This window comes from Lentzea alba, from assembly GCF_047445655.1.
Taxonomy (GTDB): Bacteria; Actinomycetota; Actinomycetes; order Mycobacteriales; family Pseudonocardiaceae; genus Lentzea; species Lentzea alba_A.
Map to the genome: position 1 here is coordinate 15,457 of NZ_JAJAEG010000022.1, position 13,874 is coordinate 29,330.

A 13,874-nucleotide genomic window follows, 5' to 3' on the forward strand; every position below is an offset into this window, starting at 1 on the left:
TCTACTCAGCAAGCACAGTCGGTTGTCGTAGCCACGAGTGGCATCGGCCGGACCAGCGACAATGCGGCCTGTGGTCGCGCTGTGGTCGCACCCGACTCATGCTCCGGTCCTGCGCTGCTCACCAGGAGCAGACGCCAGGGAAGACCGGAGGAAGTAGTCATGAAAAATCCGAACCGCGGTCGCGTCTATCGCCGTTGCGCCTGCCGTGGTGCCGATGGTCGCCAGCTCGGCGCCCGCTGCCCCAAGTTGACCAATCGCAAGCACGGAATCTGGACCTACGCAGTCGATCTACCGACGCTCGACGGGAAGCGGCGGACACGACGCCGCAGTGGTTTCGCGACGAAGGCAGACGCTCAAGTCGCACTGAGCAAGTTACTCGAGTACGAACGCACTGGCATCATCATCGACGACCGGCAGACGGTCGCCGACTACCTCGTGAGTTGGTTGCGCGCCAAGGCGTTGGCACTCAAGCCAACGACAATGGCGAACTACCACGCGTATGTCCACAAAGATCTGATCCCACACGTCGGATTGATCAGACTTGAAGATCTGTCCCACCAACACGTCGTGCTCTACGTCCGTAACCAACTGGAGGCTGGCCGCGGGCACACCACACTGCGCCGCTGCGTCGCAACGCTCTCCAGCGCACTCGGTGACGCCGTGCGGCAGCATCGCCTGCCATACAACGCGGCCAAGTACGTCTCCGTCACCCGGCCCACGAAGTACGAGCCGACGTGCTGGTCTCCTGCCGAGGCCGCGCAGTTCCTCAAGTACTGCGCTGAGAGCAACGAACCGTTGACCAACCTCTTCGAATTGATCATCGGCACCGGCATGCGCAAAGGCGAGGCTCTCGCATTGCACTGGGCCGACATCCACCTCGACGAACACGTGCTGTTCGTGCGACAGACGCTGTCCAACATCAACAACACCACCCCGGTCTTCACCACTCCCAAGACCAAGAGCAGCCTCGCTTGGATCGGACTGTCCGACCGGGTCACCGCTGCACTCCAGAATCAAGCCGAGCGCCAACCCGACCGTGCGCTCGTGTTCACCCGGCGCGGAGGACAACCACTACGGCCTGAGTACGTACTACATCGGTTCCACAAGCTCACCGAACAAGCAGGACTGTCCAAGATCCGCGTCCACGACCTGCGTCACTTCGCCGCAACCACGATGCTCAGCTCGCAGGTTCCGCTGGCCATGGCGTCCAAGACGCTGCGTCACTCGACCTTGTCGACAACGACGGAGATCTACGGCCACCTGCTCCGGCACGTCGCACTCGACGCGGTGAAGGCGATCGAGACGGCATTGAAAGAAGCTGAGGCGGCATAGCGCGACCACTTTGCGACCACAATCGGGCAAAAACGACACCAGCGGGTCTACCTCGAAAGGTAAACCCGCTGGTCATTGGCCGTCGGGACGACAGGATTTGAACCTGCGACCCCTTGACCCCCAGTCAAGTGCGCTACCAAACTGCGCCACGTCCCGGCCACACTCCCGGTCTCCCGGCGTGCAGAAAGAATCCTACAACACCGCGAACAGAGATCAAAAACGGGCCCCCGCACACCGATCCACCTGCGGATATACAGCGGGGACCCGAAGTTCGGGTCCCCGCGTCCCTCGGTCCGACCGATCCCCCGATCCTCGACCGACACCAAGAACTATGCGTTGGCCGACGAACGTGCACCACCGCCGAAAGTCGAGTCTTGTCCGTCAACCTTCGACTTACCGGGCGGTAGCACGGCCGACACGGCGAACCCGCCGTCCGCGCGGTACGAGGTGGTCAGGGTGCCTCCGGCCAGCCGCACGCGCTCCGACAACCCGTGCAACCCCGCGCCACCGCCGTCCCCGAGAGAGGGCAGGTCGCCAGGCCCGTTCACCACCGACACGCGCACGGGCGACGAACGGTCCACGGTCACCGCCACGGCAGCACCGGGCGCGTGTTTCGTCACGTTGGTCAGCGCCTCCTGGACCACCCGGAACAGAGCACGCGACACAGCCGGCGACAACACCGAGTCCCCAGTCTCCGACAGAGTCACGGACACACCTGCGACACGGGCGCGATCAACCAGCTCCTGCAAAGAGGCATAGGACGTGTCGGAGTTCAGCAAACCAAGTGCAGCGCGCATCTCCGACAGCGATTCCTTTGCCAGCGAACGCAAACGCAACGCCGTCTCGCGCACCGCAGGATCCGAGGCGGTGGCGGCCAGGGCGGCGGACTCCACGGCGATCAAGGTGGCGTGGTGACCTACGGCGTCGTGGATTTCACGGGCGATGCGGGCTCGTTCGGCGGCACGGGCCGAGGTTTCCTGGGCTTCCAGTTCGGCGGCGCGGGCCCGCCGGGTTTCGTACAGGGACTGCGTCAGCTCCTTGCGGGTCGTCACCAAGGCGCCCAACGCCGTGGGTGCGCCGGCGAGACCGAACGCGAAGGCGGTGGCCAGGAGCAACGAACCGAGCGGAATGGTTTCGGTGAGCAGCACGGGCGCGATCGCGGCGACGGTCAGTGAACCAACCCAGAAGAACTGGACCGGGATGGACTTCTCCTTGCGCCCCAAGCGGAACTGGGCGACCAGGGCCGGCGCCCACCCCAGGCCGCCGGCGACGGCGGGGATGCACAAGAGAGAGGCCAGCCACGGCCAGCGGAGGCGTACGGGCAGCAGAAGAGAAGCGCCCACCGCGGCCCACAGGGACCAGGGGAACGGGCGGTCCTGGGTCAGCAGCACGACGCCCGTGGTGATTCCGACGGTCAGAACCTCGCGGTAGACAGCCTTCACCACACACCGACCTGATGGGCGACCAGAGCCGCCTGCACCCGGTTCTCCACGCCCAGCTTGGTCAGCACGGTGGAGACGTAGCTCTTCACCGTGGCCTCGGACAGGCAGAGTTCCTCGGCGATCGAGTGGTTCGAACGGCCGCCGGCGACCAGCTCCAGCACCTGGCGTTCGCGCGCCGAAAGTGAGTCGAGCTGTCGGTTGGCCCGGAAACCACGCAGGCGAGGCAACAGACGTGCCGTGATGCGCGGATCCAGGACGGCGCCACCGGCCGCCAGGTCCACGACAGCGCGCACCAGGGCCTCGGGTTCGGCGTCCTTCAGCAGGAAGCCCTGAGCGCCCAGATCGAGAGCGGTCGCCACGTAGTCGTCCAGGTCGAACGTGGTCAGCACGGCGATCGCTGGTGGGGTGGCCCAGGTGCGAAGCCGCCGCACCGCCTCCAGGCCGTCCACGCCCGGCATCTGGACGTCGACCAGCACCACGTCCGGCAGGCACCGGAGGACGACTTCGACCAGTTCGGCGCCGTCGGCGGCCTCCCCGACCACCTCCACTCGCCCGTCGGCTTCCAGGAGGACCTTCAGGCCCCGCCGCAGCAGGGCCTCGTCGTCGGCTAGAACCACTCGTACGGCCACGAACCCAACCAACCGCACCTCATGCCAAAGGGCAACAAAAGCGCTACTTCTTGGACGAAGCTCCGGCCTTCTTCTTCTCGCGCACGCGCACCGAGATGCGGACCGGGCTGCCCTCGAAGCCGAACTCCTCGCGGAGCTTGCGTTCGATGAACCGGCGGTACGACGCCTCCAGGAAACCCGTCGTGAACAGCACGAACGTCGGCGGGCGGGTCGAGGCCTGGGTCGCGAACAGGACCTTGGGCTGCTTACCGCCGCGCACGGGGGGCGGGGTCGCGGCGATCAGGTCCGACAGCCACTGGTTCAGCCGACCGGTGGGCACGCGGGTGTCCCACGAGTTCAAGGCCGTCCGGAGCGCGGGAGCCAGCTTGTGCACGGCGCGGCCGGTCAGGGCGGAGATGTTGACCTTGTCGGCCCACGGCACGCGCACCAGGCCGCGTTCGAGCTCGCGGACCATCTCGTTGCGGCGGTCCTCGTCGACCAGGTCCCACTTGTTGAACGCCAGCACGCACGCGCGGCCGGATTCGACGACCATTGTCAGAACGCGCAGGTCCTGCTCGGACAACGGCTCGTGCGCGTCGAGCAGCACGATCGCGACCTCGGCGGTCTCGATCGCGGACTTGGTGCGCAGCGAGGCGTAGTACTCGGCGCCGCTCTCGAACTTCACCCGCTTGCGCAGGCCGGCCGTGTCGACGAAGCGCCAGATCTCGCCGTCGAGCTCCACCAGCGAGTCGACCGGGTCGACCGTCGTGCCCGCGACCGAGTCGACGACCGAGCGGTTCTCCCCGGTCAGGCGGTTCAGCAGCGACGACTTGCCCACGTTCGGCTTGCCGACCAGCGCGACGCGGCGCGGGCCACCGGCACCGCCGCGGAAGTCGTCGCGCGGGGTCTCCGGCAGCTTCTGCAGGATCACGTCGAGCAGGTCGCCGGAGCCGCGGCCGTGCAGGCCGGACACCGGGTACGGCTCGCCCAGGCCCAGCGACCACAGCGAGGCGACGTCGGCCGTCAGGCGGTCGTCGTCCACCTTGGACGCACAGAGGATCACCGGCTTCTTCGACCGGCGCAGCACCTTCGCGACGGCCTCCTCGGTCGTCGTCGCGCCCACCGACGCGTCCACGACCAGCAGGATCACGTCCGCGGTCGCCATCGCGAGCTCGGCCTGCGCGGCCACGGAGGCCTGCAGCCCGACCGCGTCCGGCTCCCAGCCGCCCGTGTCGACCACGGTGAACTTGCGGCCGTTCCACAGCGCGTCGTACGCGACACGGTCACGCGTCACGCCCGGCACGTCCTGCACCACGGCCTCACGACGGCCGATGATGCGGTTGACCAGCGTGGACTTGCCGACGTTCGGCCGTCCGACCACCGCGAGCACCGGTTGCGGTGGCGCGGCCTCCTCGGCGTCGTCGGAAAGGTCGTCGAAGGCTGACCAGTCGGCCTCGTCCTCCCAGGTGCCGTCCAGGTCCGTCATCGTCTTCCCTCACTCATACGAAGTCCATCAAGTTCGGCGACCAGTGTCGCCAGGCGATCGCGCACCTGCTCGGTGGCAACGCCCAGGGCGGCCCGTCCCTTCCCCTCGGGAAGGTGGAACGGCTCACCGATCAGCACGTCGACCGGGGGCCGCCAGCCCTTGGCCTGGTACGTCCCGCGGCACGCGACCGGCAGCACGACCGCGCCGCCGACCCGAGCCAGCCACGCCGCGCCGTTCTGCGCGTTCGCCACGTCGCCCTCACCACGCGTGCCCTCGGGGAAGACCCCGATCACGCCACCGGCTTTGAGCACGGCCAACGCGCTGGTCAGCGCGGTGCGGTCGGCTTCTCCCCGTTTGACGGGGATCTGCCCGATCTTGCCCAGCAGGTAGCCGACGACGGCGTTCGCGAACATCTCCTGCTTGATCAGGAACGTCACGCGCCGCGGCAGCACTCCGAACAGGATCGGCCCATCAGCCATCGAGCTGTGGTTCGCGACGACGACCACGCCGCCGCTCAAGGGTACGCGGTCACGCCCGTGCACCCGAATCCGGAACTGCCACGCATAGGGCCGACGCGCGATCCACCTGCCGAGATCGGTCAGCCAGGGCAGGCTGCCCTGGGGTTGGCTCACCCGGTCACCCGCAGACCACGCCGTTCCACGAGGTCCAGCAACGCGTCCACAGTGCCCGCGAGATCGAGCTCGGTCGTGTCCACCTCGACCGCGTCCTCAGCAGCCTTCAACGGCGACACAGCACGCGACGAGTCGTAGTTGTCGCGCCGCTGCACGTCCTTGAGCACGGCGTCCAAAGTGGACTCCCGCCCGGCCGCGTTGTCCTGTTTGGTCCGCCGGGCAGCGCGCGCGTCCTCCGAGGCCGTCAGGTAAACCTTCAACGGCGCGTCCGGCGACACGACCGTGCCGATGTCGCGCCCTTCGACGACGATGCCGCCCACGTTGTCCACGGCGTCCGCGATGATCGCGCGCTGCTGCTCGACCAACAGCTCCCGCACGTGCTTGGTCGCCGACACCGGCGACACGGCCAGCGTCACCTCGGGCCCGCGGATCTCGACCGCCACGTCGTCGCCGTCCAGCGTGATGCCGGGCCTGGCCGGATCCGTGCCCACCACGAGCACGGCGTTGTCGACGACCTCGCCGACCTTGACCTCGTCCGTCGGGTCGACCCCGGCGCGCAGCACGGCGACCGTGATCGCCCGGTACATCGAGCCGGTGTCGAGGTAGCGCGCGTCCAGCGCCATCGCCAGGCGCTTCGCGACGGTGGACTTACCGGTCCCGGACGGTCCGTCGAGTGCCACCACGCCGCGCAACTGACCCTGGCCCACCGCTGCTCCCTCCGAGATCCCCACGGCCGACATTGTGCCTGGTGCGGACGCTCACACCGCAGGCGGGACCGCTGTCGGAGGCGCACACTGCAGCCGACGAACAGGAGGCCACCATGCCAGCGCTGCCGCAACTGGACGCCGACCTCTTCCTCACCGACGGCGGCATAGAGACCACGCTCGTCTTCGACGACGGCATCGACCTGCCCGACTTCGCCGCGTTCCCGCTGCTCGACGACCCCGACGGCCGCTCGGCTCTGGTCCGTTACTTCGACCGGTACGCCTCCATCGCGGAACGGGACGGCGTGGGCATCGTGCTGGAGACCCCGACCTGGCGGGCCAACCCGGACTGGGCGGAGCGCCGCGGTTACAACTCCCAGAGTCTCGACAAGGCCAACCGGGCCGCCGTCGACCTGCTGCTCGACATCCGGCGCAGGTTCGCGATCCCCGTCGTCATCAGCGGCTGCGTCGGCCCGCGGCACGACGGTTACCACCCGGAAACGATCATGAGCCGCGAGGAAGCCGGGAACTACCACGCGGAGCAGATCAAGACGTTCGCCCGAACCGAGGCCGACCTGGTCACCGCGATCACGATGACCAACGTGCCGGAGGCCACCGGCATCACCGACGCCGCACGTCAGGAAAACCTGCCAGTGGTCATCTCGTTCACCGTGGAGACCGACGGCACGCTGCCGACCGGCGAGACGCTCAAGGAGGCGATCGAGGCCACCGACCGCGCCACGAACAGCTACCCGGCCTACTACATGGTCAACTGCGCGCACCCCACGCACTTCGCGTCGGTCCTCGACCCCGAAGCGCCGTGGACGAAACGCATCAAAGGCATCCGGGCCAACGCGTCCAAGCTCAGCCACACCGAGCTCGACGAGGCGGAACAGCTCGACCGCGGCGACCCGGACGAACTCGCGGCCGACTACCTGCGACTCAGGAACAACCACCCACAGCTGACGGTGCTCGGCGGCTGCTGCGGCACCGACCACCGGCACATCGCGAAGATCAGCTCTGTGGTGGCGGGAACAGCTCCAGCCTGACGCACCAGGTCGTTGGTGGTGAACCGGAACAGGATCCGCCAGACGGACCGGACGAAGTCCTCCAAGCTTCTTCCTGGCCACAGCACCTCCTCGCGAACGGGGCGCCCGATAGGTGCACTGCTCGGCGGCTGCAGTGGAACCGGCCACCGGCACATCGCGGCGATCAGCGCCGCGATGTGCCGACAGGTGGTCAGTCCGGCAGATAGGCGTCGTGACTGGCGTAGTGGAGCACTGCCTCACACGCCTCGGGCAGGGTGGGCTGCCGTCCGTCCCGCCACTCCGACCACACCTCCAGAACCTCCTTGGCGATCACGACCTCGAGCAGGTATCGCACATCGGCTGGAGGATCGCCCGCGGACTGGTCGAGCAGCACCACCCGCGTCGAAGGACCGGCCGGTTCCTCCCCCGCGTAGATCGTGAGGTCGTCGGACACGGTCGCGATGCCGGCGATGACGTCGCCCAGCGTGCTCCAGTCAGCCCCAGATCTTGAAGCCACCTACACCTCCCGGGTGGAAGAGACCCTGCAGCGCGCCCTTCGCCTTGTGCTGGACCTTGGGCACCAGCTGCATCCTTCCGGCATCGGCGTGGTGGTGCCACGTCCACCCCAGCGACGCCGGCGACTTGTCGCTGATGCCGCCCCTGGGACCGACGAGGTTGTTGCGCAGCCCCGGGATGAGGTTCTCCATCATCTTCCCGAAGGCCGGATCGTTGTCCATCGCGTTCACCAGATCGGTGTTCGCGAGCTTGAAGTGGTGCTCTCGCGACTTGCCTGGGTAGGCGCTGGTCGGGAGGTTCATCTCGTAGGCGACCGAGTACGCGTTCCCGGAACCGACCTGCTGGGTCGGGGTGCTGGCACTGCCACCGGTGCCGCAGTTGTGCACCAGCAACGGGGTCGAGCCGGCGAGTGCGTAGTAGGTGTTGGTGCCGTTGATCGTCAGGTCGTACGTGCGCTGCGAGGCCGTGTAGGCACGCACCGCCGTGATCTGCACGAACGTGCCAGCCGCAGTGCGCAGCAGGTCGCCGGCACGCAACTCACCCGCGTCCACCCAGCGTCCGGCCGTCACCGACCAGAACGGGTGGTTGTCCGTCGCCGTGATCGTGCCGCCGTCAGCAACAGTCACGTCCACATAGGACTTGTCGTGGTCCGTGCGGATGGTGAAGTACACCTGCTGGTCCACGGACTTGCCCGAGACCTCACCCGCGACGACGGTGTCTCCCGGCTGAACCGCTTCGATCGGCTTGGTGGTGCCGTCCGCGAGCAGGACCCGCGTGCCCGCCGGGAAGCTGTGCTTGGCCGTGGCCGGACAGGGATCAGGTTTCTTCTTCGTGGCCGCTTTTGCCTTGGCCGCCGCGGCTTTCGCACGTTCGGCGGCTTGGGCGGCTGCCTTGCGCGCCGCTTCCTCCGCCGCCGCACGGGCTTTGGCGGCCTTCTCCGCCGCGGCCTTGGCGGCTGCCGCGGCCGCCGCCTTGGCCGCCTCCGCTGCCTTCTCCGCGCCCTGGATGATGGCGCGTGCCCACTTCAGTTCCTGGAAGAAGGAGACGACCGCCTTGCCCGCCTTGAAGATCGCCGCGACGATCTTCGGGGCCTTGAAGATCTTGCCCCACGGCAGCGCGCCCACGACCAGCGAGACGCACGCACCCAGGTCGCCCTTGAGGCAGTTCATGAGGTCGTTGATCCCCAGGAACTCCATCAGGATCTGGCCGCCGGCCTCGAGGATCACGTCGAGCACGCTCTTGCTCTGGAGCTGCTGCGCCTTCGCGAGGTCCTCGGGACTCGGGCCGGTCGGCTCGGTGCCCGCGTCCGGCGTCGAACCGCCTCCTCCGCCCGCGTCGACCACCGCGCCGGTCGGGTCGCTGAACGCCACCGGGTTGTTCTCCGCGTAGGCGTAGGCGGAGATGGCGGCGCCTGGCTGCGGCATCGGGTCGGTCGAGGTGAACCGGCCGGTGTCCGGGTTGTAGGTGCGCGCACGCAGGTGGTAGTTGCCCTCACCGGACTTCGAGTCCTGGTACTGGCCGTTGAACCGCAACGGGTTCGCAGGCCCTTCCGGCTTGCCGGGTGGCAGGGTCGCGCCCTGCCTCGGGTTGCCGAACGGGTCGAAGTCGTATCCTGCCACCGGTTTTCCGTCCGGCGACAGCATGTTCGCCGTACCGCCGAGCCAGTCGTGCGTGTACGGGTGCACGCCTGCGACCGGATCGATCAACGCCAACGGCTCGTCGTCAGGGCCGTAGGCGAAGGCCCGCTTCTCCACGACGGCACCGGCCGCGTTGGTCGTGGTGTCCACCGCGATCTGCGGCAGCGTGCCGTTGATGTCCCACGCCCAGCGCTGGGTCGCGTCACCGCTGACACCGGCGATCCGGGATCCGGTGGCGTCGTAGGAGAACGACGTCTGCTGGCCTCCGGCGTTCGTGGCCGTGGCGAGGGAGTTGTCCAGGTGGTAGCTGAACTTCTCCTTGCCCGCCTTGGTCTGGTTGCCGTTGAGGTCGTAGTCGTAGTCGGTGATCGTCGGGCCGCCGCCACGCGGATCGAAGATCTTCTTCGTCAGCTGGTTCGCCGAGTCGTAGTGGTAGCGGGTGACGTCGTCGCCCGCGGTGCCCGACCTCTTCTGCGACGTGCGGTTGCCGACGAGGTCGTACTCGTAGTCGATCCTGCCCGCCGCCGGGGTGTGCTTGCCGCAGTCCGCCGCCGCGTAGCACGCCGACGTCACGCGGTCCGCCTCGTCGTAGGAGTACGCGACGGACTCGGTCACGCCACCACGGGTGGTGTCGACCTTCGTCGGGTTGCCCACCGGGTCGAGCGCGAGTTGATGACGCGACACCGGATCCTGCACGTCCGGTCGCGCCGGGCCCACCCGCTCGGTGCCGATGCCGGTCAGGCGGCCCGCGTCGTCGTACACCCGGTTCTCCACGAGGCCGGTGGCGCCGGGCAGCGTCGTGCTCGTCCGCCGCCCGGCGACGTCGTAGCCGAAGCTCCACGTCGCGCCGCCCGCGGTCAGCTTCGTGACCCGGCCGTCCTTGTCGTAGTCGGATGTGACGCGGGTGCCGTCCGGGTACTCGCGGGTGGTGATGTCGCCGCGGACGTCGTAGTCGTAGTCGAACGTCTCGGTGCGCCCACCGGCTTCCCGGCGGACAACGCGTTTGATCTGATCCTCGTCGTCGTAGGTGATCTCGCGGGCACCCAACGGATCGCCGTACGACGTCACGCGGTCTTTGGCGTCGTAGCCCCACGTGTAGACGGGACCTGCGTTGCCCAGCGCACGGCGTTCTCGCCGGCTCACGATGTCGTAGGTGTTGACGACGGTGCGCTGCGCCCGCTCCTCGTCGGTGAGCCGCTCGTGCTGTCTTCTGGTCAGCGTCGTGGTGAGGTTGTCCTCGGCGTCGTAGGTCACCTCGACCTTGCGCCCCAACGGATCCACGGTGCTGATCGGCCGCCCCGCGCGGTCGTAGTCCATGCGGGTGGTGCGGAAGTACGGGTCGCGCACCGACTTCAGCAGACCGTCCTCGTGATAGCTGTACACCGTGGCGTTGGTGTCCGGCGCGTGCGGAAAGTACTTCGCGTCCGCCTGATGGACGCTGTGGATCTGGTTGTCCTCCCGGTAGCGGTAGCGCGTCGTGTGGTTGTTGGCGTCGGTGACGGAGATCAACCGGTTGGTCGCGTCGTAGGCCGACGTGGTGGCCTGGTCGAGCGCGTCGACGACCTTGGTGCGGTTGCCGGCCAGGTCGTACTCGACGTGGGAGGTGAACCTCTCCTTGTCCGCGCCCGGCACGTTGCCGCGTGGTTCGGTGGTGGCGACGAGCAGGCCGTCGTCGCTGTACTCCCACGTGGTCTTGCCGCCGGACGCGTCGGTGCGGCTGGTCTTGTTCCCGGCCTCGTCGTAGGTGAACTTCGAGGAGTTGCCGCCCGCGTCGGTCTGCGTGGTCTGCCGCCCGTTGCGGTCGTAGCCCATCTTCAGCTCACGGCCGAGCGTGTCCGTGGCGGACGTGACCTGTCCGTTGTTGTCGCGCTGGTTGGACGAGGTCTTGTTGAACTCGTCCACAGTGGACGTCGTGCGGTCGAGCTGGTCGACCTTGACGTCGCGGTGCACGACCTGGCCACCCGGATACGGCCGGGACATCCTGACCAGGTTGTCGTTCGCGTCGTAGCGGTAGGTGGTGGTGAAGTCCGCGGGGTTCGCACCGGGCACGTTGCCTCGCGGCGACGTGGTGGACTGCATCAGCCCCTTGGCGTTGTACTGGTACGTCGTCACGAGGTCCGGCTCGTCGCCCATCTCGATCCGCACGGCCGCACGCCGGCCCGCGTTCGTGTAGACGATCTTGGTGGACTTGCGCGGATCGACGACCTCGTCGAGACGCCCGTTGTCGAGGTAGCGGTGCTTGACCTCGGTGCCTTCCGGATCGACGGTCGCGCGAAGGCGGCCCACCTCGTCGTAGAAGGTGCGCCACGAGTGGTCCTTGCCCGGTTCCTGCACCTCGACGGACCGGTCCTGCTCGTCGTAGCTGGTCTTCGTGGTGAAGTGCCAGCGGTTCGCACCGGGCACCGTGCCGCGCGGATCGGTTTCCGTCACGCGGCGTCCGGTCTTGTCGTAGCCCACCTCGGAACGCCTGCCCTCGGGCGAGACGACGGCGGCGACCAGACCGGAGTTCGGCTGCCCGGCGGCGATGTACTCGTACCGCGTCACTTTGCCGCGCTGGTCGGTCTGGCTGGTGCGCAGTCCGCGTTCGTCGTAGGTGTAGGTGATGGAGTGGTTCTCGGCGTCCGTGGTGCGGATCAGCTCGTCGAACTCGTTGTACGTGTTCTTCCAGACGTTGCCGTTGGCGTCGGTGAACTCGATCGGGTTGTTGCGCGCGTCGTACTTCGTCTTCTCGTCGAACGCCATCGGCTGCGGCGCACGTCGAGTGACAGGGTTGCCGTTGAGGTCGTAGAGCGACTCGTGCTGGTTGTGGTTGCCGTTGACGACCAACGCGCGGTTCAGCGACTTGTCGTAGCGGTGGTTGTCCGTGTCTCCCGCACCGCGTCGCGTGTAGAGCAGCACGTTGCCGCGGTATCCGTCGCGCACGATCACGCCGTCCGCGTCGGTGGTGGTGGCTTCCTGCGTCTCACCGTTCCACGCGAACGACGTGGTGTTGCCGAGCGCGTCGAACTGCTTCGAAACCCGGCCGGAAGCGTCGTACTCGTTGCGGATCAGGATGATTCGCTTGTGCTCCTGCGGACTCTGCACCTCGGTCAGCCGGCCGTCCGCGCCGTAGCGGTACTTCCACTTGAAGCCGCGTGCGTCCTTGAAGGCCGTCAGGCGCCCGGCGTCGTCGTAGTCGTAGAACGTCTTGCGGTGGTCGGGCAACGCGATCCAGCGGATGCGTCCGTTCTCCACCCGCACCTTGACGACGCGGCCGGACGGGTCGGTGATCTCGACGCCCTCGCCGGTGTACGCGAGCCTCGTTGCGACGTTGCGCGCCGTGCGGACGGCGACCAGCTTGCCCTCGCCGTCGAACTCGTAGGTGATCTGGTTGAGGGTGACGAGCTCCCACCCGGCGGCCGTCTTGCGCAACGTCGACCGCACACCGGGCGGCCGTTGGAACCCGCCACCGTCGGCGTTCTTGTAGAGCACCTGCGCGCCGTCATCGGCGAGCACGAGCGCGCCCTGGTCCGTCGGCGTCACCCGCATGCCGTACGACCAGGCCCAGCCAGGCCCGAACGGCCCCGGGATCGTCAGGCTCGACGAGTACACGCGGGTGGTGGTGAACGGGATGCCGAACGAGGCCATCCGCAGGTCGGTCTCGATCCGGTTGAACGCGCCGGTCGCCGTGTTGACGGCGTCCCCGCGAAACGCCGGCTTGGTCCCGGTGCTGCTCAGCGCCGCGCCACAACCGCAGCCGGACACCTGCTCGACCGGCAGCGGATCGGGCAGCTCGGTCGTGCGCGGCCTGCTGTTCGGGCTCGGCGCGGACACGAGCTCGCCGCCCTCGTCCAGCAGCGCGGCGATCGTGACGAAGTAGTCCTTCTCGCGGTCCAGCACCCAGCCGTCGGCGGCGCCGAACGACCGGCAGAACTGCCGCACCGCTCCACATTGGACGTTCAGGTCGGACCGGGGCAGCGTCGTCGAGGCCTGCTCGGTGCCGCTGCCGGCTTCGAACAGCCTGACCCGCCACGACTGCCACGGCCGCGGGTCGTCCTTGACGTCGAAGTACGCCACCAGCGAGGTGTCGCCGAGCACGAAACCCGAGCGCAGCTCGACATTCGCGAAGACCTCGTCGGCCTCGGCTCTGACCTGCGCCAGCCGAGCACTGTCCACTTTGGCCGGTGCGCCGTCGGCTTTCACGCCGTGCGGCACGACCGGCGGCCACTTGTCCGGTGACACGGCCTCGTCCGGCCGTGCGGACGCTGGCGCCGGCCGGTCGACCGGCCCGGCACCCGCGCTGACTCCGGGCACGGCACCCGCCGCCGACCCGAACGTCACGGCCTGCAGCAAGCTCGCGCTCACCACCACGACACAGCTCAACGCGATCAGGCGCGACCGGCGCGCCACTCGAACCCCCACAGTTCCCCCTGCCCCCAAGGTGTTCCGCCCGGTGCGCGCCGGTCACGATCAATCCCCAAGTGACCCAGAACAATGCGCGACACAAAAT

Annotated in this window: 9 protein-coding genes and 1 tRNA gene; 2 read left to right on the forward strand and 8 right to left on the reverse strand. The window is 68.0% G+C overall.

Annotated features, from left to right (window positions below; all coding sequences use genetic code 11):
• Positions 1 to 159: 159 nt before the first annotated feature.
• Complete coding sequence (locus LFM09_RS32025) at positions 160 to 1,332, forward strand: tyrosine-type recombinase/integrase (protein WP_414100311.1); 1,173 nt, start codon at positions 160 to 162, stop codon at positions 1,330 to 1,332.
• 82 nt (positions 1,333 to 1,414) lie between these two features.
• Here LFM09_RS32025 and LFM09_RS32030 read toward each other — a convergent pair.
• The 6 genes from LFM09_RS32030 to cmk form a co-directional block, all read right to left on the reverse strand.
• Positions 1,415 to 1,488: transfer RNA gene (locus tag LFM09_RS32030), tRNA-Pro, on the reverse strand.
• A gap of 173 nt (positions 1,489 to 1,661) precedes the next feature.
• Complete coding sequence (locus tag LFM09_RS32035; RefSeq protein ID WP_414100312.1) at positions 1,662 to 2,777, reverse strand: sensor histidine kinase; 1,116 nt, start codon at positions 2,775 to 2,777, stop codon at positions 1,662 to 1,664.
• On the reverse strand, positions 2,771 to 3,403 hold the full coding sequence (locus LFM09_RS32040; protein ID WP_414100313.1) for a response regulator: 633 nt from the start codon (positions 3,401 to 3,403) through the stop codon (positions 2,771 to 2,773). The genes LFM09_RS32035 and LFM09_RS32040 overlap by 7 nt, the downstream gene beginning before the upstream one ends.
• Before the next feature lie 43 nt (positions 3,404 to 3,446).
• On the reverse strand, positions 3,447 to 4,868 hold the full coding sequence (gene der, locus LFM09_RS32045) for a ribosome biogenesis GTPase Der (protein ID WP_414100314.1): 1,422 nt from the start codon (positions 4,866 to 4,868) through the stop codon (positions 3,447 to 3,449).
• On the reverse strand, positions 4,865 to 5,500 hold the full coding sequence (locus LFM09_RS32050; RefSeq protein ID WP_414100315.1) for a lysophospholipid acyltransferase family protein: 636 nt from the start codon (positions 5,498 to 5,500) through the stop codon (positions 4,865 to 4,867). Before LFM09_RS32050 ends, der begins: the two co-directional genes overlap by 4 nt.
• On the reverse strand, positions 5,497 to 6,183 hold the full coding sequence (gene cmk / locus LFM09_RS32055) for a (d)CMP kinase (protein WP_414100452.1): 687 nt from the start codon (positions 6,181 to 6,183) through the stop codon (positions 5,497 to 5,499). Before cmk ends, LFM09_RS32050 begins: the two co-directional genes overlap by 4 nt.
• A gap of 137 nt (positions 6,184 to 6,320) precedes the next feature.
• Between cmk and LFM09_RS32060 the strand changes: the two genes are divergently transcribed.
• On the forward strand, positions 6,321 to 7,253 hold the full coding sequence (locus LFM09_RS32060) for a homocysteine S-methyltransferase family protein (protein ID WP_414100316.1): 933 nt from the start codon (positions 6,321 to 6,323) through the stop codon (positions 7,251 to 7,253).
• Positions 7,254 to 7,443: 190 nt separating this feature from the next.
• On the opposite strand, the gene LFM09_RS32065 is transcribed toward LFM09_RS32060, so the two are convergent.
• Both LFM09_RS32065 and LFM09_RS32070 read right to left on the reverse strand, forming a co-directional pair.
• Positions 7,444 to 7,749: a hypothetical protein gene (locus LFM09_RS32065; protein WP_414100317.1), complete on the reverse strand. Its 306-nt coding sequence runs from the start codon at positions 7,747 to 7,749 to the stop codon at positions 7,444 to 7,446.
• Positions 7,727 to 13,786, reverse strand: coding sequence for an RHS repeat-associated core domain-containing protein (locus tag LFM09_RS32070; protein WP_414100318.1), 6,060 nt, complete (start codon positions 13,784 to 13,786; stop codon positions 7,727 to 7,729). Before LFM09_RS32070 ends, LFM09_RS32065 begins: the two co-directional genes overlap by 23 nt.
• Between the last annotated feature and the right edge of the window lie 88 nt (positions 13,787 to 13,874).

Excerpts from the sequence above, each read along its gene's own strand:
- LFM09_RS32060 (WP_414100316.1), top strand. The coding sequence starts at position 6,321 with ATGCCAGCGCTGCCGCAACTGGACGCCGACCTCTTCCTCACCGACGGC.
- LFM09_RS32025 (WP_414100311.1), top strand. The coding sequence starts at position 160 with ATGAAAAATCCGAACCGCGGTCGCGTCTATCGCCGTTGCGCCTGCCGT.
- der (WP_414100314.1), bottom strand. The coding sequence starts at position 4,868 with ATGACGGACCTGGACGGCACCTGGGAGGACGAGGCCGACTGGTCAGCC.